Genomic DNA, 24,618 nt, shown 5'->3' with positions numbered 1-24,618 from the left:
AATGCTTTTTTGGACACAACAAATATAACCTCAGGATGGATGAAGAATGAATTTACAAAGCTTGGATTTCGGTTTAGATGAAACTCTGATTGCGCTTCGTGATTCAGTGGCCGCATTTTGCGCCAAGGAAATTGCCCCGATTGCCCAACAGGTCGACCGTGACAATGAGTTTCCGGCTCAACTCTGGAAAAAATTTGGCGAGATGGGCCTGCTCGGTTTAACGGTCAGTGAGGAATATGGCGGTTCAAATTTCGGTTATCTGGCCCATATCATTGCCATGCAGGAAATTTCCCGTGCTTCAGCATCCATTGGTTTGTCCTATGGCGCACATTCTAACCTATGTGTGAACCAAATTAAGCGAAATGGTACGGAAGAACAGAAACAGCGTTATCTGCCTAAACTGATTTCAGGTGAATATGTCGGTGCCTTGGCAATGTCTGAACCGAATGCAGGCTCGGATGTGGTGAGCATGAAGCTCAAAGCGGAAGACAAAGGCGATCACTACCTGCTGAATGGTTCAAAAATGTGGATCACCAATGGTGGCGATGCCGATGTCCTGGTGGTCTATGCAAAAACTGATTTGCAGGCCGGTGCCAAAGGCATGACTGCCTTTCTGGTAGAGAAAAATATGTCAGGTTTCAGCCACGGCACGCATTTGGACAAACTGGGTATGCGCGGTTCCAATACTTATCCTCTATTTTTTGACAATGTTGAAGTTCCGAAAGAAAACGTCATGGGCGGCGTCGGCAATGGCACCAAAGTCTTGATGAGCGGGCTGGATTACGAGCGTGCCGTATTGAGTGCTGGCCCGCTGGGGATTATGGATGCCTGCATGGACACCGTGATTCCGTATATTCATGACCGTAAACAGTTTGGTCAGGCACTGGGTGAATTCCAGTTAATGCAGGGCAAAATTGCCGACATGTATTCGACCTGGCTGGCATGTAAGGCACTGGTTTATGCGGTCGGCGCCGAATGTGACAAGGCCGAACATAGCCGTAGCCTGCGTAAAGATGCTGCCAGTGCCATTTTATATGCTGCTGAAAAAGCGACCTGGATGGCGGGTGAAACCATTCAGACTTTAGGTGGTAACGGTTATATCAACGAGTTTGCTGCAGGCCGTTTATGGCGCGATGCCAAACTGTATGAAATTGGCGCCGGTACTTCAGAAATCCGCCGCATGCTGATTGGCCGTGAACTTTTCAACGAAACAGCCTAAATCTTAACACTTAGAATAAAACAAGGATGTTCGTCATGAATCAGTTATCGAGCAAAATCAATATACGTAGTGAAGAGTTTAAAACCAACCAGACTGCCATGCTGCAACTGGTGGATGACCTAAAACAGAAAGTTGAAAAAATTGCTTTGGGTGGCGGCGAAACTGCCCGCCAAAAACATTTAGATCGCGGCAAGCTGTTACCACGTGAACGGATTAATCACCTGATTGATCCAGGAACCGCTTTTCTGGAAATTGGTCAACTGGCTGCCTATCAGGTGTATCAGGATGATGTTCCTGCCGCAGGTGTGGTCGCTGGTGTTGGTCAGGTCAACGGTGTGACCTGCATGATCATCGCCAATGATGCTACGGTGAAAGGCGGTACTTATTATCCATTAACAGTGAAAAAGCATTTACGTGCCCAGGAAATTGCCGAACAGAACCATCTGACCTGTATTTATCTGGTGGATTCAGGCGGTGCATATTTGCCTTTACAGGATGAAGTATTTCCAGACCGCGATCACTTCGGCCGTATTTTCTACAATCAGGCACGTATGTCGAGCCAAGGTATCGCCCAGATTGCAGTGGTGATGGGTAGCTGTACTGCAGGCGGTGCTTATGTTCCCGCCATGTCGGATGAAACCATTATTGTCCGCAATCAGGGCACGATTTTCCTCGGCGGCCCTCCTCTGGTTAAGGCAGCTACCGGTGAAGTGGTTTCCAGTGAGGATCTCGGTGGTGGTGATGTGCATACCCGTTTGTCTGGTGTGGCTGATCATCTGGCAGAAAATGATGAACATGCACTTGCAATTGCCCGCAACATCGTGGCCAACCTGAACAAAAAGCCAAACAAAACCGCAGATGAAATCGAAGCGCCGCTGTTTGACAGTTCGGAACTGTACGGCATTGTGCCGAGTGACGCACGCAAGCCTTTTGATATCCGTGAAGTGATCGCGCGTATTGTCGATGGCTCACGTTTTGACGAGTTCAAAGCACGTTTCGGCACTACCTTGGTGACCGGTTTTGCCAAGCTCTATGGCATGCCGGTCGGGATAATTGCCAATAACGGGATTTTATTTTCCGAGTCTGCCCAAAAAGGCGCACATTTTATTGAACTGTGTACCCAACGCAATATTCCACTGATTTTCCTGCAAAACATTACCGGCTTTATGGTCGGTCGCCAGTATGAAAATGAAGGCATTGCCAAAAATGGTGCCAAACTGGTGATGGCCGTCGCCAACGCCAATGTGCCTAAGTTGACTCTAGTGATTGGTGGTTCTTTTGGTGCCGGCAACTACGGCATGTGTGGTCGTGCTTATTCGCCACGCTTTATGTGGACCTGGCCAAACTCGCGTATTTCAGTGATGGGCGGTGAACAGGCATCCAGCGTTTTGTCGACCTTAAAACGTGACCAGATTGAACAGAAAGGTGGCAGCTGGTCAGCAGAAGAAGAAGACCAGTTTAAACAACCGATTCGTGACCAATACGAACGCCAAGGCCATCCTTATTATGCATCATCGCGTTTATGGGATGATGGTGTGATTGATCCAGCGCAATCGCGTGAAGTACTAGCCTTGAGTCTGGCTACAGCCCTGAATGCGCCCATCCAACCAACCAAATTCGGCGTGTTCCGTATGTAAGAGGTTTCAAAAATGGATTATCAATTTTTACAGCTCGAACAGCAGAATCAGGTGGCAACGGTCTGGATTAATCGCGCTGAACTGCACAATGCCTTTAATACCCAAGTCATTGAAGAACTGCATACTTGCTTCCAGTCTCTCAATAACCGTGACGATGTGCGTGTCGTGATTCTGGCAGGTCGTGGCAAAAGTTTCTCTGCGGGCGCTGACCTGAACTGGATGAAACAGGCCGGTCAGGCATCACAGGCAGACAATGAGGCGGATGCGCTCAAACTGGCAAAAATGCTGCAAAGTCTGGCAACCTTGAAACAGCCAACGATTGCCCGGGTACATGGTATTGCCTTTGGCGGCGGCATGGGACTGGCTTCGGCCTGTGATATCTGCATCGCCAGTACCGATGCCAAGTTTGCGACGTCGGAAGTACGTTTAGGCTTGGCACCTTCGACCATCAGCCCGTATGTGATTCGTGCGATTGGGGCCCGTCAGGCCTCACGTTATTTCCTGACCGCCGAGCGGATTACTGCTGAACAGGCCAAAAGTATTGGTCTTGCACATGAAGTCACTATACCTGAACAGCTCGACAGCAAAATTGATGAAATTGTGGAAACACTTTTATTGGGTGGCCCTGCTGCACAGAGCGCATCCAAACAGTTGATTCAACTGGTTGACCAACAGGTTTTGACCGAAGATTTACTGCTTAAAACAGCACAGCATATTGCCCATATTCGCCAGGGAGATGAGGCGAAAAATGGACTGAATGCATTTTTGAACAAACAAAGCCCGGCCTGGATCAAGACCACGGCATAACAACAAGAAGGATCCTATGATGTTTGAAAAGATTTTAATTGCCAACCGTGGTGAAATTGCCTGCCGTGTGATTCGTACAGCGAAGAAATTAGGTATCGCCACCGTTGCCGTCTATTCTGATGCCGATGCGCAGGCACAGCATGTCAAACTGGCCGATGAAGCGATCTATATTGGTGAATCGCCAGCTGCACAAAGTTATTTACAGATTGATCGCATTATTCAGGCAGCCAAAAGCACGGGTGCCCAGGCGATTCATCCGGGTTATGGTTTCCTGTCTGAAAATGACCAGTTTGCCGAAGCATGCCAAGCCAATAATATCACTTTTATTGGTCCACCGGTAGCAGCCATTCTGGCAATGGGCCTGAAAGCGACCTCTAAAGCCTTGATGGAAAAAGCCGGTGTACCTTTAACCCCTGGTTATCACGGCACCAATCAGGATGCTGACTTCCTGAAAAAGCAGGCAGACAATATTGGCTATCCGGTGCTGATCAAGGCCAGTGCCGGCGGTGGCGGTAAAGGCATGCGTCTGGTGGAACGCAGCGAAGATTTTCTTAGCTCGCTTGCTTCATGTAAGAGTGAAGCACGTTCAAGTTTTGGCAATGAAGACGTTCTGATTGAACGCTATGTGATTCAGCCACGTCATATTGAAGTGCAGGTGTTTGGTGATACCCACGGCAATTATGTACATCTGTTCGAACGTGATTGCTCGGTACAGCGCCGTCACCAGAAAGTGCTGGAAGAAGCACCAGCTCCAAAAATGCCGGAAGACAAACTGGAGGCGATGCGTCAGGCGGCGATTGATGCTGCGCGTGCAGTGAACTATGTCGGTGCCGGTACAGTCGAGTTTATCGTGGAGCAAGACGGCACAGCTTACTTCATGGAAATGAACACCCGTCTTCAGGTTGAACATCCAGTGACGGAAATGATTACCGGACAGGATCTGGTGGAATGGCAACTGCGCGTGGCCTTTGGTGAACCTTTACCGAAACAGCAGCATGAATTGCAGATTCATGGACATGCACTCGAAGCTCGTGTCTATGCCGAAGAACCGGAAAAAGGCTTTATTCCTGCGATTGGTCAGATCAGCTACCTGCATTATCCAGAGCAAAGTGACTGTGTCCGTGTCGATAGCGGTATTGTCGAAGGTGATGAAATCAGCACCTATTATGATCCGATGATTGCCAAACTGATTGTCTGGGGCAAAAACCGTGAAGCAGCCTTGACCCAAATGCACCATGCACTGGGTCAGTTCCATGTTGATGGTCTGGGTAACAATATTGCTTTTCTAGATCGCCTAGTGCTGTGCGAATCGTTTAAAAATGCACATTTAGATACTGGCCTGATTCAACGTGAAGAAGAATTCCTGCTCAAACCTTCTGCGGATATCAGTGCCGAACTGGTAGTTAGTGCCGCACTGATTGAGCTACTGTCACGTCAGGCACAGAACCCCGTTCCAAGCAATCCGGTGTGGCAGCAAAAAGCATTCTGGCGCCTGAACCAGAAAAATAGCCATACAGTGCAATTACAACGTAATGGTTTTACCCTAAAAGCTCAGTTCAGCACCCAAGATCAAGGATTTGTCGCCAGCTATAACGGTCAGCAGATTGAGATTCAAGGTCAGCTCGTCGATGCCCATACTTTAGCGTTGCAACTGGCGGGTAAACAGCAAAAACTGGCTTTTAGCCAGACTGAGCAAGGCATTACCCTGTTCCAGAATGGTCAAAGCTATAAGTTCAATTACCTGAAGTCTGATTTTAATAATCAGGATGAACAAGGCACGGAAAATAATCTGATCGCGCCAATGCCAGGTGTCATTACCCAGGTGCTCGTGGCAGCCAATGACAAAGTCAAAAAAGATGATGTGCTGATGACGCTGGAAGCCATGAAGATCGAATATTCAATTCGTGCACCGCATGACGGCATCATCGCAAGTTCATATTTCCAGAAGGGTGATCAGGTTAAAGCTGGTGATGAACTGGTCGAATTCCAGCCACTGGCGGAGGAAGTGGCATGACGGATTTTGTCAAAATCGTAGAAGTCGGGCCACGCGATGGCCTGCAAAATGAAAAAACACCATTGACATTGGATGACCGGAAAAACCTGATTCTAGACCTGATGAAAACCGGTCTGCAGTCCATCGAAGTTGGTTCCTGCGTTTCAGCCAAATGGGTACCGCAAATGGCAGACAGTGATGTGCTCTTTGCCAGCCTACCTCAAGATCCAAATATTCAGTTCAGTCTGCTGACCCCAAATCTGAAAGGTTTTGAATCGGCACTGGCTGTGGGTTGCAAGGAAGTAGCGGTATTTACCGCTGCTTCTGAAAGCTTTACCCGCAAAAACATCAATTGCTCGATTGATGAAAGCTTCGAGAAGTTTGCCGATGTCATGGCAGCCGCCAAAGCCAATGACATTAAGGTGCGCGGCTATGTCTCCTGCATGGTGGACTGTCCTTATGAAGGTGCCATTGATCCAAAGCAGGTGGTAAAAGTCACCCAGCGTTTGCTGGAGATGGGCTGCTACGAAGTGTCATTGGGTGAAACCATTGGTACAGCAACACCGGATCGGGTGAAAAATGTCTGGGAGGCTTGTCTGGCTGAACTTGATGCTAAAGTTTTGGCAGGCCATTTTCATAATACTTACGGCATGGCGATTGCGAATATCTACCAGTCGCTATTACAAGGCATTCGCGTATTTGATTCATCCATTGCAGGCTTAGGTGGCTGCCCTTATGCCAAAGGGGCTTCAGGCAATGTTTCAACTGAAGACCTGTATTACCTGCTCTCGAATATGGGCTTTGAAACCGGTATTCAGCTAGACGCCCTGATGCAGGCCAGCCGTAATATCAGTGAAGTCTTGCAGCGCAATAATCCATCCAATTATGCCAATGCCTATTGGCAAAAAGCCTGTGCTTGAAAATAAGCTTGCTTGAGCAAAATGATCTTAAGCAAACCATAAGGATATAAGCAGCAGATTGAAGTCTGCTACAACAATAATAGAGGTGACAAGATGTCAAACAAGGTTTATGACAGCGCTCAATCCGCCTTAAAGGATGTGGTGCAAGATGGTCATACCCTGGCCGTTGGTGGTTTTGGTTTATGCGGTATTCCAGAAGCTTTGATCGTAGCTTTAAAAGAAACAGGTGCTAAACAACTCACCTGTATTTCCAACAATGCCGGCGTAGACGGCTTCGGTCTCGGACTTCTGCTGGAAACCAAACAGATTAAAAAAATGATTTCATCTTATGTCGGTGAAAATAAAGAGTTTGAACGTCAATATTTAAATGGCGAACTGGAAGTTGAACTGACCCCACAGGGTACACTGGCAGAAAAATTACGTGCTGGCGGTGCCGGTATTCCGGCTTTTTATACGGCGACGGGTGTCGGAACCGTGATCGCTGAAGGTAAGGATGTCCGTGAATTTAATGGCAAGTCTTACATTCTGGAAGAATCTTTAACTGCCGATGTGGCGCTAGTCAAAGCCTATAAGGCAGATAAAGCTGGCAACCTGATTTTCCGTAAAACCGCCCAAAACTTTAATCCGGTCTGTGCCATGGCGGGTAAAGTCACCATTGCTGAAGTTGAAGAAATTGTCGAAATTGGCGTGCTGGAGCCGGATGAAATCCATCTACCCGGCATTTATGTGAACCGGATTGTACTGAATACCCAACCGGAAAAACGCATTGAACAGATGACTTTAAAGGCGGAGGCTTGATCATGGCTTGGACACGTAATCAAATGGCGCAGCGCGCAGCACAAGAGCTTGAAGATGGTTTCTATGTCAATTTAGGGATTGGCCTGCCGACGCTAGTCGCGAATTATATTCCGGAAAATATCAATGTCTGGCTGCAGTCGGAAAATGGTTTGCTGGGGATTGGCGAATTTCCAACCGAGGAGACTATCGATGCCGACCTGATCAATGCCGGTAAACAGACGGTCACAGCGCGTAAAGGTGCTTCATTTTTCTCAAGTGCCGATTCCTTTGCCATGATCCGTGGCGGTCATGTCAATATTGCCATTCTGGGTGCAATGGAAGTGTCTGAAACTGGTGATCTGGCCAACTGGATGATTCCGGGCAAAAAGGTCAAAGGCATGGGTGGTGCCATGGATCTGGTCGCGGGTGTACAAAAGGTCGTGGTCTTGATGGAACACTGCGCCAAAGATGGTACACCGAAGATTGTACCGCAATGTAGCCTGCCCCTTACCGGCCAAGCTGTGGTGAACCGGATTATTACCGACCTCGGTGTACTGGATGTTACTCCTGATGGAATTCGACTGGTTGAACTGGCACCAGAGGTAAGTTTTGAAGAGATTCAAAAAGTCACTGGGGTAGCGCTACTACGTAACGCTGCCTGATCTAGCCAGCCCTTAAGAATAAAATTTCTTAAGGGCTTTTTTATATATAGCTGCTTCATTTCAAAATAATAATTGCAGAATAAATGGATTTTAATCATGCAAACTCAACAAAATATTTTGCAGCGCTTCGCCATGCGCGTCAGCGACTGGTCTGAAAAATGGTTTCCGGATTCTTATATTTTTGCCCTACTCGGTGTCATCATTGTGGCGATTGCCGCCATCGGAATTGGTGCACCGGCACAGGATGTCGCGATTTCCTTTGGAGACGGCTTCTGGAGCTTGATTCCCTTTACCTTGCAGATGTGCATGCTGATCGTGGTCGGTTATGTGGTTTCCGTATCCAAGCCTGTCCAGCTGCTGATCCAGAAAATGGCACGCTTGCCGCATTCCGGTCGTGGTGCGATTGTCCTGGTCGCCACGGTCAGCCTGTTAATTTCCCTGATTAACTGGGCCATGAGTACTGTACTGACTGCACTTCTAGTGATTGCACTGGCACAGCGTAAAGAGCTTAACATGGATTACCGCGCTGCTGCGGCTGCCGCGATTATCGGGATGGGTGCGACCTGGGCACTGGGCATCAGTTCTTCAGCTGCACAGTTACAGGCCAATAAAAGCAGTCTGCCTGAACCGATTTATAACCTGACGGGCGTGATTCCATTTACCGAGACTATTTTCCTGCCGCAATCCATGATCATGACGGCGGTACTGATTGTAGCTTCAATCGCAATTGCTTACTGGTCAGCACCTAAAGGCTCTGACATTAAAACCATTGAACACTTCCCGATTCAGATTGAAGAAGAAAAACCGGAAGTATCTGCCGAAAAAAGACCGGGGGATTGGCTGGAAAATTCACCCATTTTAAGCATTTTGATCGTGATTCTGGGCGCAGTCTGGATGTTTAACGAATTTTCCAAAAGTAATCCGATTCTGGCCATTTCCAGCTTAAATACCTATAACTTTATCTTTCTGATTTTGGGCGTGGCCTTGCACGGTACACCACGAAATTTCCTGAATGCAGTCTCCAAGGCTGTTCCGGCTATTTCAGGAGTACTGATCCAGTTTCCGTTGTATGGCAGTATTGCCTTTATGATGACCAATGCACTAAACCCGGCCGATCTGTCATTGTCACATTATATTGCCGAATTTTTCGTTTCCATTGCTTCTCAGGAAACCTTTGCCATCGTGATGGGACTTTATTCAGCAATTCTGGGCTTCTTTATTCCATCCGGTGGAGGCAAATGGATTATCGAAGCACCCTATGTGATGCAGGCAGCACATGACCTGAAAGTGCATCTGGGCTGGTCGGTGCAGATTTATAATGCGGCAGAAGCCTTGCCTAATCTGATTAACCCTTTCTTTATGCTGCCGATGCTCGGTATCCTGAAATTAAAAGCCAAAGATGTGATTGGATTTACGGTTACCCAGCTGATTTTCCATCTGCCTTTGGTACTGTTCCTGCTCTGGTTCCTGGGAAGAACCATGACCTATAGCCCGCCAGTATTTTCTTAATTTAAGATAATAAAAAAGGACAAAAATTCGTCCTTTTTTATTTAGGCCGTTCTCTTAATTTGCTGTCTTCTCCACCACACCTTCATCATCTACTTCACGTACCACTCCCGTTTCAGTATTGACGACTTCAAAGGTCACGCGACGGTTCTGGAACTGCCCGGCAGGTGTGGCATTAGGTTCAACTGGCTGATCCGCTCCCATGCCAACTGCCTGTAACTGTGCAGGATCGACGCCTTGTTGAACGAGGTAGTCGGTCACCGCTTGGGCACGTTGCACAGACAGCGCCTTATTCTCTGCTTCGCTGCCTTGAGCATCAGCATGTCCTTTAACTTTCAGGATAACTTGTGGCGCACGTTGCAATAATGCAGCAGCCTGATCCAGCACCAATTTATTGACCTCTGGAACTTCGGTAGAGGCGGTATCAAAATTGATAATCTGTAAATTGAGTGCAGTCGCTACATCCAATGCTTTAACATCGTCCTCCTTAATGCTAGCCAGCGCCTGTTCTGCTTCACTGTTGGCACTACTGATTATCTCACTGTTATTTAGAGGCTGTTGAGTCACTACCGTAACATTTTTTGCCAGACTACGAATTTGTGCTGCCAGACGCTCAGCTTCAGCATTGGTTGCTGCACGCACCAAAACCTGATTGCCCACCCAGTCCAGTGATACATTTGGCATTCCCTGGATTGCTCTCAAAACAGTTGGAATAGTATCCTGATCGGTGAATTCTGAATGATAGGCATCACTACTCAACGTACCGCAACCAATATTATAATTAAAAATCTGTTTAATCTCGTTTTGCAGAATTTCCATATATTGCGGATTATTCAACCCTATCTGGCAACTTATAATTTCACCATTGCTACCCGTACTCAATTGCAAAGAAGCAGGTTGGGCGGCTACAGCTTCACTGGCAACCTGCCCGTCCTGACCGGCTTGTGGATCATCATCATGCATACAGCTACGAATAAAAAATAGGGTTAAAGCCGCCAGAATCAGAAAAATGATAACGGGCCATAAAAAGCTTGTTTTTCTCTCTTCCTGAACCACAATAATGGGTTCCGCTTCAAGCACAGGTTCTTGATTTAAACTGTGTCCGGCCAATGGGGAAACACCAAGCGCTGCCAGAATGGGTCCAGCCCAAACAGGCAAGGCGCGCTGAATCGAATCGGCATGAGTTTCAAGCAAATGGCTAATGGCTTCCTGACTTGAAGCCCCTGCTTCAGTCTGTAAGAAATTCATGGTCGGTACAATTGACCGATTCAGGGTCTGTTCTATTTCTTCTTGTGGTGCACTCTGATCAAGTTGATCCAGAAACTGCTGCTTTAATGCCGGATTTGCATTGAATAATTCATGAATCTTTGGATTGAGTTGCTGACCAAGAATCTCGATCCAGGCGGGACGAGCACGTAATATACTTAAAAATACGGGATAGAACTGCGCCAAAGCTTGATCTTTGGCAAATAAATGCTCGGTTTCACCTTGAAGAACAATCGCCGTAACATCACTTTTTAAGCGTTCTATAAAGTCTATATTCATAATCGTCACCATTCTTTTGATTTTTCTAATGTTTAATATTTAAGCAGTGTAACGATCCCTATTTTTTGAAAATGTAAATAATTGTATGAATATCATAAAGTTTCACTATTTTTGTTAGTGTGGCATTTCGCCAATACAATTTAAAAAATAAAAAAAAGCCAGCCGAAGCTGACTTTTATAAAGTTTGTCTTACTTAAGCAACATAAGTTTGAATCACTTTACCCAGCACTTTTTGATTGATTAACGGTGTATTCTTACCTTGTGACACGATGCTTTCTTTATCCAGGGTCCATTCCAGTTCCGGATCTAGCAGCACCCAACCTGATTCATTTACCCAGCGATCTGCCATTTGTGCAACACGAGCCGGAGCCAAGGTTACTTTTTCTACCCATTCCAGTGGAGTTAACAACCCCTCACGAATCAGTTGCAGACCAAAAGGCACATAAGTATCAAAAGCAGTGAATCCTGGTTGCGTTTCTGCAAACGGCGCCATTTTCGCAGAGCTGCTCAGTGGTTCATGATGGGTGCAGATTGCATCAATCACACCGGATTTTACTCCCTGACGCAGCAATTCTTTATCCTGTTCTGAACGAAGCGGTGGACGCACATGTGCAAGAGAATTAAAACCGTCAATCAAATGATCGGTCAAATGCAGCTGATGCATTGCTACATCACAGGTCACCGGCAAACCTTTTTCCTTGGCAATACGGATCAATTCGACAGATGCACCACAAGACAACAGACCGAAGTGTGCGCGTACATGGGTGGCTTCAATCATGAGCAAGTATTTGGCGATTGCCACGGTTTCAGCCAGTGCCGGAATCATTGGCAAGCCCTGACGTGAAGCAATAAAACCTTCATGTACGCAGCCATCTTTGGCAATTTGTGGTTCTTCTGCATAGAACACCACTGTCAGGTCTAAACCTGCGGCATATTCAAGTGTACGCAGGACTACATCATCATTGGCAAACGGCGCGCTGGCATTGGAAACGGCAGTACAACCGCCTTTTTTCAGACCCGCCATATTTGCCGGCTGTTGACCATTTAGGCCTTGGGTTTGCGCACCAATCACTTGAAGATAGATACCACCATCCAGCATGGCTTTTTCAACCAGGCCGTGAATCAGCGCACCATTGTCTTGAACAATCGGTTTTGAATCTGGTGGGGTAAATACGTGCAAAATACCATTTTCACGAGCCGCTTTCCCTTCAGACTTAAGCGTACCGTGTTGCTGTTGACCCGGTTCACGTAAACGTGCACACAGGTCAACCATGGTAGGCATCAGCCATTTGCCTTGACCATCAAGGGTCTCGGCAACGTCTGAGGATGCCTCTACACGCTTACCATTTTCGAGATAAACCGTTTCGATCGAATCTGTTTTTGCAATTGGGTCGAGAACACGGACATTTTCAATTTTTACAATAGACATGACTTATTCCTTATACCGCAATCGCTTCAATCAAACCCTGTTCCTGTAACTGACCCTGCATCGCCAGTGCCAGTACTGCCATACGCACTGCAATACCATTGGTCACCTGATGCAGAATCACCGACTGTGAGCCATCTGCAATGCTGGAATCAATTTCTACCCCACGGTTCATTGGTCCCGGATGCATCACGATACAATCAGGCTTGGCCATCGCGAGACGTTCTTTGTTCAGACCATACATTTTGTAAAACTCGGCTTGCGAGGCAAGTGCTGGAGAATCAATCCGCTCGTTTTGAATACGTAGCGTAATAATCACGTCGCAGTCTTGAATGCCCTCTTCCATCTTGTTAAACAGACGAACACCATCGCCATATTCTTCAAAGCCTAATGGCAACAAAGTATTGGGTGCAATCACTCGAATATCTTGACAGCCCAAAGTTTGCAAGGCTGCCACATCTGAACGTGCCACACGCGAATGCTTGATATCGCCAATAATAGCGATCGACATTTCTTCGAATTTTTTATTGGTTTCACGGCGAATGGTCAGCATGTCCAGCATGGCTTGCGTTGGATGCGCATGACGGCCATCACCGGCGTTAATAATGGCGACGTCTGGGCAGACATCTTTGGCAATAAAATGTGCCGCTCCAGAAGATGAATGACGTACCACGAAAATATCGGCTGCCATGGCTTCCAGATTCCATAAAGTGTCACGCAGGGTTTCACCTTTAGACGTACTCGAGCGGGCAATATCGATATTGAGAACATTGGCAGAAAGGCGCTTGGCAGCGGCTTCAAAGGTGGTTCGGGTACGGGTAGAATTTTCGAAGAACAGGTTCATCACCGTTTTGCCTTCCAGCAAATTATTGGTGATCAGCTGATTTTGGTCATTAAAAAAGGACTGTGCAGTGTCCAATATTTTTGTCAGGGTTTCTTTAGAAAGACCTTCGATGGTCAAGAAGTGTTTTAGATTACCTTCTTTATTGAGTTGAATCTGGCTCGGTGTATGCAATGCCGCCAAGTGCATGAGAGATTCCTTATGCGTTAAGTCAACATATTATACAGAGATTGGCGAATTTTTATAGTTGGGCACGTTGCTACTTGTACAAAAAGCATCTGAACAATAAAAACAGAAAATCAGATTCATCTTTATTTTTTCAACAAGATAATTTAACCCGATTTACATCCTGCTGATTTTAAATATTAAAAAATGGGTGCTTCAGTCTGGAGCATTCACACCCTCTCCTGTCTAGCGTAATGCACCAATATAACGATGTGACACTTGTGCACGATAGATATCATCTTCATCCGGTTCGACCGAGATCAGCTCATTCTGCTGGCTTAGGTTCGCGGATTCTACTTCAGAACCTTGTCCTGTTTCCGAAATCTCCAGTACCATTCTCAGGCGCTGGATCAGATGACTCAACTCTGGGTCCTGGGTCTGCTCTGCCAGCTGAATCACATGCCGGGCATAGTCCAGATTTTCTGCCAAATAAAGTGCATCAATTACCCGACCGGAAACACGTCGTAAACGCGCATAAATTAAAGTGGCCACTGAAAAAGCGTCATGGTTGCGTAACTGATTCTCTAACATCTTCACCCTCATTATAAAATTGAAAAATCAGGCAGCCATCACTCCCCATCGACTGACTGCCTGATTTGCAGTGGATAGAGCAAAATACGTACCAGTTTCTTAATTTATGATACAAATACGCATTTTCTCTAAAGCAGCTCAGGCCTTTCAGAGAATTTAAAAAGCTTTCAATATAAAAATACGGTAAACTTAGCGCAGTTTTTATTTATCTTTTTTGGTCTCTCTATTATATGAATACCTCTCCACGTTTAAGCAATTATTGGGTCACCTGTGCCGATGGGCTGGAAACCTTATTAGAAGAAGAAATTCAAGGCTTAGGTGTTCAGAATATTGAGCGTTTTCCGGGCCGTCTAACCTTTAAAGGCACCCTGGAAAATGCTTATCGTATCTGCATGTGGTCACGTCTGGCTTCACGTGTCTTGATGCCGATCCACACGCATGAAATTGAATTTTCTCATGATGCCCGTGATGTGGCAGAAGAACTCTATGAAGGGGCTCTCAGCTTTGACTGGTCGCTGATTTTTGCACCACAAAGTACCTTTGCGATTCGTTTGCATGTCGAGCGTGATATCAAGGTCAATACCCAGTTTGCAACTTTACGTGCCAAAGATGGTGTCGTAGATTCCTTTATGGAAGCGGTAGGCAAACGTCCAAACATTGATACCAAACAGCCTGAAATCACCATGTATATTCTGGCAGGCAAGAAAGAACATACTTACTGCCTGGACCTGTCTGGCGACTCTTTGCATAAACGCGGTTACCGCCGGTTCATGACTGACGCCCCGATCAAGGAAAACCTGGCCGCTGCGATTCTGCAAAAAGGTGGTTTAAAAGCGTTAAATCCGGATATCGTGGTTGATCCAATGTGTGGTTCAGGAACGTTCATTATTGAATCACTGATGATCCTGACCGACCGTGCGCCTGGTCTGGTCCGTCGTTTCGGTTTTAATGGCTGGAATGGTCATGACCATGAACTCTGGATGAGCATCAAGGCAGAAGCAGCTGAGCGCCATCAAGCGGCAATGGAAAATCCATTACCACAATTCTATGCCTTCGATGCGGACTGGGAAGCGGTTAAAGCCACCAGACAAAATATTATCGCGGCGGGTTTTGAATCCGCACTCGACAATATCATGATTGAAGAACGGACTTTAAATGACTGGCCTGATTTTCATGCAGAAGGCAAGAAAGTATTCTTCGTGACCAACCCGCCTTATGGTGAACGTCTCGGTGATAAAGCCCAAAACCGTTCTTTATACCTTGGTTTATCAGCTTTACTGCAAAAGAATTTCCCGAATCAAAAAGCGGCTGTGATTGCCTCCCAAGTGGAACAGGCCGACGTGCTGGCATTCAATGATCCGCAAATCCTGCGTTTGATGAATGGTAAATTGCCGATTTATATCCGTTTCGGTACGGTTAAACCGGCCGCGGTGGTACGTCCATTCCTAGAAAGCTGGCAGCCTCAGCAGTTTGAGCCGATTGAAGGTGCGATGGAGTTTGCCAACCGTCTGACCAAAAACATACAAGCTCTAAAAAAATGGGCAGTTAAGGAACAGATCCATTGTTTACGTCTCTATGATGCAGATTTACCTGATTTTAACGTCGCAGTAGATTTGTATGGCGAGCGTTTGCATGTACAAGAATACGCGCCACCTAAAACCATTGATCCGGAAAAAGCCAAGAAACGTTTCAACCTGGCCTTACAGGCAATTCGCGCCGTGACCGGTTTGGGCCGTGATGCGATCTTTATCAAGACCCGTGCGCGTCAGGAGGGCAAAAACCAGTACACCAAACAAAGTACAGCATCCAAGCGTTTTATCGTACAGGAAGGCAAGGCCAAGATTTTGGTCAACCTGACCGATTATCTGGATACCGGTCTATTCCTGGATCACCGTCAAATGCGTTTACGTATTGCACGTGAAGCAAAAGGCAAACACTTCCTGAACTTATACAGCTATACCTCAACGGCAAGTTTACATGCTGCTTTGGGCGGTGCTGCGAGCACCACCAGCGTCGATCTGTCGAATACTTATTTAAACTGGTCAAAAGAAAACTTTGTCCTGAACGGTTTAACCGTGGATCATGCGGATGAACAACACCAGTTCTTTGCCTCTGACTGTTTCGAATGGCTGAAAGAAGGCCATGAGCAATATGACCTGATCTTTATTGATCCGCCAACGTTTTCGAACTCGAAGAAATTCTACGGTACCTTTGATGTCCAGCGTGACCATTTATCCCTGCTGAAACGTGCCATGAACCGTTTAACCAGCGATGGTACCCTGTATTTCTCAAATAACTATCGTGGTTTTGAGATGGATGAAGAAATTCTGGCGTTCTTTGATGTTGAAGAAATTACCCAGGAAACCATTGGTCCTGACTTTAAGCGGAATCAAAAGATTCACCGTGCCTGGAAAATCCGTCATCCGCAAGTTTAATTCCTTATAGACTTGCGACTAATATCCAGTCACAAATAAAAAACCCAGTTCAATTGAACTGGGTTTTTTCATGGAACATATAATAAACTGGATTGAAACTTAGCTGAGTTTCATTTTTTCAAAAACCAGCTCACCATGTTCCGCTCTTACCAGAATCGTATCGCCCGGCTGGAATTCTCCCGCAAGAATTTTCTGAGCCAGTCCATTTTCAATACGTTGCTGAATCGCGCGTTTTAGCGGACGTGCACCATACAGTGGATCAAACCCGACCTCAATCAATTGCTCAAAGGCAGTATCATCTACCGACAGGCGCATATCCCGTTCGGCTAGGCGTTGACGTAAACGGTCCAGCTGAATATCGGCAATACCGCGAATCTGGTCTTTTTCCAGTGCGTGGAATACGACAATTTCATCAATACGGTTAATAAATTCTGGACGGAAATGTTCAGATACCGCATTCATCACCACTGTCCGAACTTCATCGCGTGTTGCGCCTTCACCTAACTCGCGAACGTCTTGTGAACCCAGATTCGAAGTCATGACAATCACGGTATTTTTAAAATCTACTACACGGCCTTGGGAATCAGTTAAACGACCATCATCCAGCACTTGCAGCAAGATGTTAAATACATCCGGATGTGCTTTTTCGACTTCATCGAACAAGAGCACGCTGTACGGTTTACGGCGCACAGCTTCTGTCAGTACCCCGCCTTCTTCATAGCCTACATAACCCGGAGGTGCACCAACCAGACGGCTTACCGAGTGTTTTTCCATAAACTCGGACATGTCGATCCGGATCATTGCATCGTCACTGTCAAACAGGAAGTTTGCCAAGGCTTTGGTTAGTTCTGTTTTACCTACACCAGTCGGTCCAAGGAACAGGAACGAACCACTTGGCCGGTTAGGATCAGACAGGCCAGCACGTGAACGGCGCACGGCATTGGATACGGCCACCACGGCTTCATCTTGACCCACCACACGTTTATGCAGGAATTCTTCCATATGCAGCAGTTTGTCACGCTCACCCTGCAGCATTTTCGCGACAGGAATACCGGTAGCCGCACTGACGACTTCCGCAATTTCATTCTCGGTCACCTTGTCACGCAACAGTTTTGGTGACTCGCTTTCCTCCGCTGCTTCAATGCGCTCTAGCTGCTTTTGCAATTCAGGAATCACGCCATACTGATAGCGTGCTGCCTCTGCCAGATCACCTTCGCGCTGTGCTTTATCTAGGGCTATACGTGCCTGATCCAGTTTAACTTGGATATCCTTGTTGCCAGCCACCAAGGCTTTATCTGCACGCCAGATTTCTTCCAGATCTTGGTATTCTTTCTCGACCGTTTCAATCTGTTGGGTCAGATGCTTAATCTCGCCTTTGGCACCGCTATCCTCATCTTTTTTCACTGCTTCAAGCTGCATTTTCAGCTGGATCAGACGGCGCTCCAGTTTATCTAGCGCTTCAGGTTTGGAATCTAGCTCCATTTTGATACGGGATGCAGCTTCATCAATCAGGTCAATGGCTTTATCGGGCAACTGGCGATCGGTAATATAACGGTGTGACATTTTTGCCGCTGCAATAATCGCAGAATCCAGAATTTGTACACCATGATGCGTTGCATAACGGTCTTTCAGGCCACGTAGAATCGCAATCGTGTCTTCGACACTCGGTTCATCTACCAGCACTTTTTGGAAACGACGCTCAAGTGCAGCATCTTTTTCAATATATTGACGGTATTCATCCAGGGTTGTCGCACCCACACAGCGCAATTCGCCACGTGCCAATGCAGGTTTCAGCATGTTGCCGGCATCCATCGCACCATCACTTTTACCTGCGCCTACCAATGTATGCAATTCATCGATAAACAGGATGATTTCACCTTCGTGTTTGGCAATATCTTTGAGTACAGCTTTTAAGCGTTCCTCAAACTCGCCGCGGTATTTGGCACCGGCCAGCAAAGAGCCGAGGTCTAATGACAAAACACGCTTGCCTTTGAGCCCTTCAGGTACTTCACCATTGATAATACGCTGTGCCAGACCTTCGACAATTGCTGTTTTACCCACGCCCGGCTCACCAATCAGTACCGGGTTATTTTTAGTACGGCGTGACAAGACCTGAATGGTACGACGGATTTCATCATCACGCCCAATCACAGGATCAAGCTTGCCTGCCAAAGCACGTTCTGTTAAATCGATGGTGTACTTATTTAGTGAATCACGCTGATCTTCATGATTATTGCTCATGACTTTTTCATCACCTCGAAATTGATTGATAATCTGACGTAAAGTCTCTGCCTTTACTCCAGCACTGCTTAATAAATTTTTGGTATTTCCTGTTTCTGCAAGTGCCAGTAGCACCCAGTCTGTTGAAAGGAATTCATCTCCGGCTTTTTGGGCATAACTGTCTGCGAGATGTAAAACTTTTGCCGCTTCAGGGCTGAGATTAATATCTGCAGATGGATTACTCAGTGTGGCTGCATTACTTAGCGCTGTTTCCAGTTTGGTTTGCAATTCCCGCAGGTTTGCTCCGGCCTGTTGCAACAAGCTGACATTGGAAGTTTCATCCATCAAGGTCGCCAAGATATGAATTCCATCAATAGAAGCATGATCCCTGCTCATTGCCAACGATTGGGCATCTGAAAGGGTTTGCTGCAGGCGGTTGGTAAATTTTTCAAAACGCATTCTTGTTATTCCTCAGCACAAATATTCTATTTGAAAAATATATGGGGGCATGCGAGAAAAATTCAATTCTTTTATATATATTTTTCAAAAACTTAAATTATATTATTGGACATATATCAGTAATAATATTGGTATAGTTCTAGTTAATTTCAAGCGTAATAATTTAAATTATTTTATTTAAATTCCAGTTCACGCTTAAGTTAAAAAATACCCTCACAAGGAGGGTATTTTATTTACGGTGCAGGGTTCGGCTGCTGACGGTGAATATCTTCAATACCTTTGAGGACTTCTTCTGACAGATCAACTTCAAATGCCTGAATATTTTCTTTCAGCTGCTCCAGATTAGTGGCGCCAATAATGGTACTGGTTACAAAGAACTGCTGCTTGATAAAGGCCAAAGCCAGTTGAGTAAGACTTAAGCCATGCTGTTCTGCCAGCTCGGCATATTGCTCGGTTGCCCATTCACTTTGCGGATTACTATAGCGGCTAAAACGTGAGAACAAGGTGACGCGCGCATTGGCAGGACGGGCACCATGCCGGAATTTACCGGTCAAATAACCAAATGCCAAAGGCGAATACGCCAATAAACCTACGTTTTCATATCGGGCAATTTCTGACATGCCAATTTCATAAGTACGGTTCAGCAGGTTATATGGGTTTTGTACACTGACGAATTTGGACAACCCTAATTTCTCTGCAAGGTGCAGAAATTTCATCGTGCCCCACGGGGTTTCATTGGAAAGTCCAATATAACGGATGCGGCCTTTTTTAATTTCATCCTGTAAGGCGGTCAGGGTTTCTTCGAGATCGGTCACGGCACGGTCTTCTGCCGCTTCAGCATTGCCATAACCCAGTTTGCCAAAGAAATTGGTTGGGCGTTGTGGCCAGTGTAACTGATACAGGTCAATATAATCCGTTTGCAGGCGTGACAATGACTGGTCAATGGCTGCTGAAATTTCATCGGCAACGAAACGGGTTTGACCATCACGGATATGACTACCACCTTGCGATGGTCCGGCAATTTTTGAAGCTAAAAAAAGTTTGTCACGGCCACCGCGGGCAGCGATCCAGTGACCGATAATACGCTCGGTTGCACCCTGCGTTTCAGGTTTTGGCGGCACTGGATACATTTCCGCGGTATCCCAGAAATACAGTCCCTGATCCAGCGCATAATCCAGTTGCTGAAAAGCCTGTTCTTGCGTGTTCTGCTCACCAAAGGTCATGGTGCCCAAACAAATTTCTGGCAAAAGAATGCCAGTATCCGCCAATGGTTTGAATTGCATAAAACCTTCCTGTGAATTTTATTCAGTGAATTGAGATTAAGTCGGCTATAGCCTATCGGAATTATAAGGGGGACTTAAATCATCTTTTCTGAGAAGCTTGTTCTAAATTTTTATGTATTGGGTAAAGGAACTCTAATAAAAAAGCAAATCCTGAGATTTGCTTTTTAACATCTGGATTATTCGTCTATGGCACCATCGGCTACTGCTTCGGACGCCTCTTCTAGAGAAACATCAAAGATCAGGATAGCTTTACCATCCGTCTCGATCATGCCCTGTTCTTCTAGCGTTTTCAGTACACGACCCACCATTTCACGGGAACAACCAACAATACGGCCAATTTCCTGACGGGTAATACGAATCTGACGACCATTCGGCAAGATCATTGCTTCCGGCTGTGAAGACAGATCGATCAGGCAACGTGCAATTCGGCCTGAAACGTCAATAAATGCCAGATCAGTCACTTTACGTGTGGTATTTTTCAAGCGACGTACCAGCTGAGCAAATACCGCATAGCTCAGATCAGGATATTGCTTGCTAATTTCGTGAAAGTTTTCATAGGTAATTTCAGCAATTTCACACACATCACGGGTACGAACTTCCGCAGTGCGTTGTGGATTTACCTCGAATAAGCCCATTTCCCCAAAAAAGTCACCCGCATTTAAATATGCTACGACAATTTCACGATCATCATCTTCACGAAGGATGATAGATACAGACCCCTTCAGAATTAAATACAAAGATTTAGATTCTGATCCTGCATCAATGATCGTAGTACGTTTTGGATACCGATTAATATATGCACGTTTTAAAAGTGCTTTCACGGATTCTGGTAATTGCCCCGGAGAAAGCGCATCAGTGCTTAATTGTGAAAAGTTTGAAGTCATGCTAACAGTTCCGATTATGGATAATTTATAGATCGCACAAGACCTAATGTGAACTTGTCACACAGTGGGATTGAAATTCCGTATCAACCCAATTTATGTTAGTGTACAGTTACTTGACAAATTTATAGCTTTTTTTAGGTAGTTGCAATGCAAACAAGCGTTCATTGGTTAGAGAATGTTGCTTTTGAAGCAAAAACTCAAAGTGGTCATAGCCTTATCATGGATGGTTCAGCTGAATACGGTGGTGAAAACCGTGGTCCTCGTCCTATGGAACTGCTTTTAACGGGTCTGGGCGGTTGTGCATCTTTTGATATTGTTACCATTTTAAAGAAGGCTCGTCAGGATATTACCGATGTACGCTGCGAATTAAAAGCTGAACGTGCAGATACAATTCCGGCAGTTTTCACGAAAATTCACCTGCATTTTGTGGTTACCGGCAAGGCGATTAAAGACAAACAGGTGGCAAAAGCGGTAGAACTTTCTGCTGAAAAGTATTGCTCTGCCAGCAAAATGCTGTCTGATGGCGGTGTAGAAATCACCCATGACTACGAAATTATCGAAGCTGAATAAATTTTAAACTTTGCAAAAAAAAAGCGGCCTTGATGAGCTGCTTTTTTTATATCAAAAAAATATCAATCAGAACTTCTCTCTTTGTTCTTTTCTTATACCCATTAAACTGAAAGATCATTACCATCCTTCTAACTAAATTAAATCTAAGCACTGAATGCCTTTACCTGAATTAGAAACGAAAGTGATTTAAAAAAACTTCATGATATGTAGAAAATTCATTTAAAGCATCAATACATTTAAACACCTTAAAATTCTGTTTACATCCAGATTCAGTATCTGAAATGTAATTGGCTAATGACTAAAAAATGGGTTCAGGAGCAAAAAATTAAGGTAATAACATCCTTTTTAATAGTGATATTTTATTGCCCTTCTCCCGACATCAAAGTTTTATTTATCAACTTCCCTATCATTAACTCATTTTTAATTTGGATTTCCTGTTATGTTGAGATTGCTTTAAAAATCATTAAACAATAACATTACTGATAATTATTATCATTTACATTAACTAAAATGTCTTATACCGTTCCTTCATCATTTCAGCTATCTTTACTCAGTTTTTCGATTTTAATTACACAGCAAAGTTTTGCCGATGATACTCAGCAATTACCGACGATTACCGTTACAGCTGAATCAGAACAGAGTGAGCTTACCTCTGAACAGAGCAAAGCCTATATCATCCAAAATTCGTCAACCGCCTCAAAACTGAATATTCCACTCAAGGAAACGCCGCAAACAGTCAATGTTATCACCCGCCAGCAGCTAGATGACTTTGCCTTGGCAAATACACGGGATGTACTGCGCAATACCCCTGGCATTATCGTCAGTAATCAGGAAACGGAACGGACCTCCTACATTGCCCGAGGTTTCGAGATTTCAAATGTCTTGGTCGATGGCGTTGGCATTCCACTCGAAGGCTATAATTATAATAATGACAATCCAGACAGTTTTTTGTTTGACCGTATAGAGGTGGTCAAAGGCGCGAATGCCTTAAATAATGGAATTGGTGATCCCGGCGCAACTATTAACATGATTCGCAAACGCCCGACATTCGATCTTCAAGCAGCCTTTAATGCCAGTTATGGTTCATGGAATACGCAGCGCTATGAAGCAGATGTATCTTCTCCTTTCACCCAGGATGGAAAAGTCAGAGGCCGTGTATTTGGTTATCAACAGACTGGCGACAGTTATCTGGATCGATATGAACTGGAAAAGAACGGCATAGGGGCTGTTCTGGAAGCAGATGTAACTGACACGACCCTATTGACTGCTGGGTATACCGAAACCAATCATAAGCCAAATGGTGTCAATTGGGGTTCTAATCCGCTGATCAATACCGAAGGTGAGCAGCTCAGTTATTCACGAAGCTATAATTACAGTCCAGACTGGACGTATTGGAATAATAATATTAAAAGTTACTTTGCTGAGCTTGAACAAAAACTGGCAGGCGACTGGACAGCCAAACTGACTTATGATGAAAAACGCACAAAACGCGATTCAAAACTCTTGTTTCTGTCTGGAAAACCCGGCGCAAATGGCACTTCAGGCATCACCCTATATCCCGGTATGTATATTGATGACAATAAAGAGCAACAAGCCAGCCTGAGTTTTAGCGGCACCTATCCGCTTTGGGGACAACGCCATGAAGCCTCTTTGGGCTATGTCTGGGCTAAGAATAGTCTAGATGAATTGGGTTATGCTGGCAGCTTTGCCAATCCGCTGACCACAGATTTAGCCAGCTTTACACCAGAAGAACCAACCTGGGATATGTCGAAAACCAGTGGTGAAATGCATATACGACAGAAGAACCAAAGTCTTTATGCTGCAACCCGACTACATCTGAATGATGATCTTAAACTTCTTTTAGGTGCCAATTATGTTCAGGCTGAGAGCAGTGGTAGCAGTTATGGGACCGACATCATTTATGATGAAGATAAAGTTTTACCCTATGCCGGTCTAACCTATAACTTTAACCCTGAATATATAGGTTATCTGAGTTATACCTCCATTTTCCGTCCGCAAACCACCAAAGCAATGGATGGCAGCATTAACAAACCGATCGAAGGTGAAAGCTATGAAGTCGGAGTGAAAAGTTCCTGGCTAGATGACAAGCTTACCGCCACCATGGCTGTGTTCAGAACAGAGCAAAGTAATTATCCACTTCGTGATTCTGATGGTATTCCGACTTTACGCAAGACTCAGGTCAGTGACCTGCGTTCCCAAGGCTATGAGTTCGGCTTGGCGGGACAACTGAGCGACCATTTAAACTTAAGCTTTGGTTATACCCAATTTAACCTGAAAGATCTAATCAATGGCGGCGATGCGCGTACTTTCAATCCCACCCAATCTTTTAATCTTTTGACCACCTATCAGGTGCCGCAAATTCCAAAACTGAAACTGGGCCTTGGGGTGCAATGGCAGGACCGGACCTATCTGGAGGTGCCTGAAGCAACCGCCAATGGAGTGATTACCCAAAACACTGGAATCATTGAGCAGGATGCCTATGCACTCGTGAACTTAATGGCCATCTATGAGCTGAATGAACATATGACCTTGCAAGCCAATGGTAATAACCTGACCAATGAAAAATATCTGTTCAATTTCCCGAATCAGCAAGGTTTTTATGGTGCACCAGCGAATTACAGCGTTGCTGTGAAATTTAAATATTAATTTTTAAACTG

At 45.5% G+C, this 24,618-nt stretch carries 18 protein-coding genes; 11 read left to right on the top strand and 7 right to left on the bottom strand.

Features of this window, described 5'->3' with window-relative positions; translation table 11 throughout:
* Positions 1-46 precede the first annotated feature (46 nt).
* The 8 genes from AY607_RS03280 (at position 47) to AY607_RS03245 (ending at position 9,524) form a co-directional block, all read left to right on the top strand.
* Positions 47-1,219 (top strand): isovaleryl-CoA dehydrogenase, encoded by a 1,173-nt coding sequence (locus tag AY607_RS03280; protein WP_064101772.1) that lies wholly within the window; start codon positions 47-49, stop codon positions 1,217-1,219.
* A gap of 35 nt (positions 1,220-1,254) precedes the next feature.
* Positions 1,255-2,856 (top strand): carboxyl transferase domain-containing protein, encoded by a 1,602-nt coding sequence (locus AY607_RS03275; protein ID WP_064101771.1) that lies wholly within the window; start codon positions 1,255-1,257, stop codon positions 2,854-2,856.
* 12 nt (positions 2,857-2,868) lie between these two features.
* Positions 2,869-3,663, top strand: coding sequence for an enoyl-CoA hydratase/isomerase family protein (locus tag AY607_RS03270; RefSeq protein WP_064101770.1), 795 nt, complete (start codon positions 2,869-2,871; stop codon positions 3,661-3,663).
* 19 nt (positions 3,664-3,682) lie between these two features.
* Positions 3,683-5,677 carry an acetyl/propionyl/methylcrotonyl-CoA carboxylase subunit alpha gene (locus AY607_RS03265; protein WP_064101769.1) on the top strand — a complete coding sequence of 665 codons (1,995 nt, stop codon included), beginning with the start codon at positions 3,683-3,685 and terminating at the stop codon, positions 5,675-5,677.
* A complete protein-coding gene (locus tag AY607_RS03260; protein ID WP_064101768.1) occupies positions 5,674-6,576 on the top strand; it encodes a hydroxymethylglutaryl-CoA lyase in 903 nt (300 codons plus the stop codon). Before AY607_RS03265 ends, AY607_RS03260 begins: the two co-directional genes overlap by 4 nt.
* 93 nt (positions 6,577-6,669) lie before the next feature.
* A complete protein-coding gene (locus AY607_RS03255) occupies positions 6,670-7,374 on the top strand; it encodes a CoA transferase subunit A (RefSeq protein ID WP_064095834.1) in 705 nt (234 codons plus the stop codon).
* 2 nt (positions 7,375-7,376) lie between these two features.
* Positions 7,377-8,015, top strand: a complete 639-nt coding sequence (locus tag AY607_RS03250; RefSeq protein WP_064095833.1) for a CoA transferase subunit B — start codon at positions 7,377-7,379, stop codon at positions 8,013-8,015.
* A gap of 96 nt (positions 8,016-8,111) precedes the next feature.
* Positions 8,112-9,524, top strand: coding sequence for a short-chain fatty acid transporter (locus AY607_RS03245; RefSeq protein ID WP_064101767.1), 1,413 nt, complete (start codon positions 8,112-8,114; stop codon positions 9,522-9,524).
* A gap of 54 nt (positions 9,525-9,578) precedes the next feature.
* Here the strand turns inward: AY607_RS03245 and AY607_RS03240 are convergent, their stop codons facing one another.
* The 4 genes from AY607_RS03240 to AY607_RS03225 form a co-directional block, all read right to left on the bottom strand.
* Positions 9,579-11,078, bottom strand: coding sequence for an OmpA family protein (locus tag AY607_RS03240; protein WP_081408791.1), 1,500 nt, complete (start codon positions 11,076-11,078; stop codon positions 9,579-9,581).
* A 181-nt stretch (positions 11,079-11,259) separates the two neighbouring features.
* The gene (locus tag AY607_RS03235) at positions 11,260-12,495 is read right to left on the bottom strand and encodes a dihydroorotase (RefSeq protein ID WP_064101765.1); all 1,236 of its coding nucleotides are present in this window, start codon (positions 12,493-12,495) and stop codon (positions 11,260-11,262) included.
* 10 nt (positions 12,496-12,505) lie between these two features.
* Positions 12,506-13,522 (bottom strand): aspartate carbamoyltransferase catalytic subunit, encoded by a 1,017-nt coding sequence (locus tag AY607_RS03230; RefSeq protein WP_064101764.1) that lies wholly within the window; start codon positions 13,520-13,522, stop codon positions 12,506-12,508.
* Between the two features lie 222 nt (positions 13,523-13,744).
* Positions 13,745-14,089 (bottom strand): hypothetical protein, encoded by a 345-nt coding sequence (locus tag AY607_RS03225; RefSeq protein WP_064101763.1) that lies wholly within the window; start codon positions 14,087-14,089, stop codon positions 13,745-13,747.
* 230 nt (positions 14,090-14,319) lie between these two features.
* Here AY607_RS03225 and rlmKL point away from each other — a divergent pair, with 230 nt between their 5' ends.
* Positions 14,320-16,524, top strand: a complete 2,205-nt coding sequence (gene rlmKL, locus AY607_RS03220) for a bifunctional 23S rRNA (guanine(2069)-N(7))-methyltransferase RlmK/23S rRNA (guanine(2445)-N(2))-methyltransferase RlmL (RefSeq protein ID WP_064101762.1) — start codon at positions 14,320-14,322, stop codon at positions 16,522-16,524.
* A 99-nt stretch (positions 16,525-16,623) separates the two neighbouring features.
* On the opposite strand, the gene clpB is transcribed toward rlmKL, so the two are convergent.
* The 3 genes from clpB to crp form a co-directional block, all read right to left on the bottom strand.
* Entirely contained in the window at positions 16,624-19,203 is a 2,580-nt protein-coding gene (gene clpB, locus AY607_RS03215; protein WP_064095827.1) for an ATP-dependent chaperone ClpB, read from the bottom strand.
* 233 nt (positions 19,204-19,436) lie between these two features.
* Entirely contained in the window at positions 19,437-20,486 is a 1,050-nt protein-coding gene (locus AY607_RS03210; RefSeq protein WP_064101761.1) for an NADP(H)-dependent aldo-keto reductase, read from the bottom strand.
* Between the two features lie 176 nt (positions 20,487-20,662).
* Entirely contained in the window at positions 20,663-21,370 is a 708-nt protein-coding gene (gene crp / locus AY607_RS03205; protein WP_064101760.1) for a cAMP-activated global transcriptional regulator CRP, read from the bottom strand.
* Positions 21,371-21,517: 147 nt separating this feature from the next.
* Here crp and AY607_RS03200 point away from each other — a divergent pair, with 147 nt between their 5' ends.
* Both AY607_RS03200 and AY607_RS03195 read left to right on the top strand, forming a co-directional pair.
* The gene (locus AY607_RS03200) at positions 21,518-21,940 is read left to right on the top strand and encodes an OsmC family protein (protein ID WP_064101759.1); all 423 of its coding nucleotides are present in this window, start codon (positions 21,518-21,520) and stop codon (positions 21,938-21,940) included.
* A 510-nt stretch (positions 21,941-22,450) separates the two neighbouring features.
* Complete coding sequence (locus AY607_RS03195; protein ID WP_064101758.1) at positions 22,451-24,607, top strand: TonB-dependent siderophore receptor; 2,157 nt, start codon at positions 22,451-22,453, stop codon at positions 24,605-24,607.
* Positions 24,608-24,618 lie beyond the last annotated feature (11 nt).

Origin of the sequence: Acinetobacter sp. SFA, assembly GCF_001647535.1 — a bacterium.
In the GTDB taxonomy this organism is placed as follows: Bacteria; Pseudomonadota; Gammaproteobacteria; order Pseudomonadales; family Moraxellaceae; genus Acinetobacter; species Acinetobacter pecorum.
Note: the sequence above shows the minus strand (reverse complement) of the source record. Positions and strands in the feature narration are given on the sequence as shown.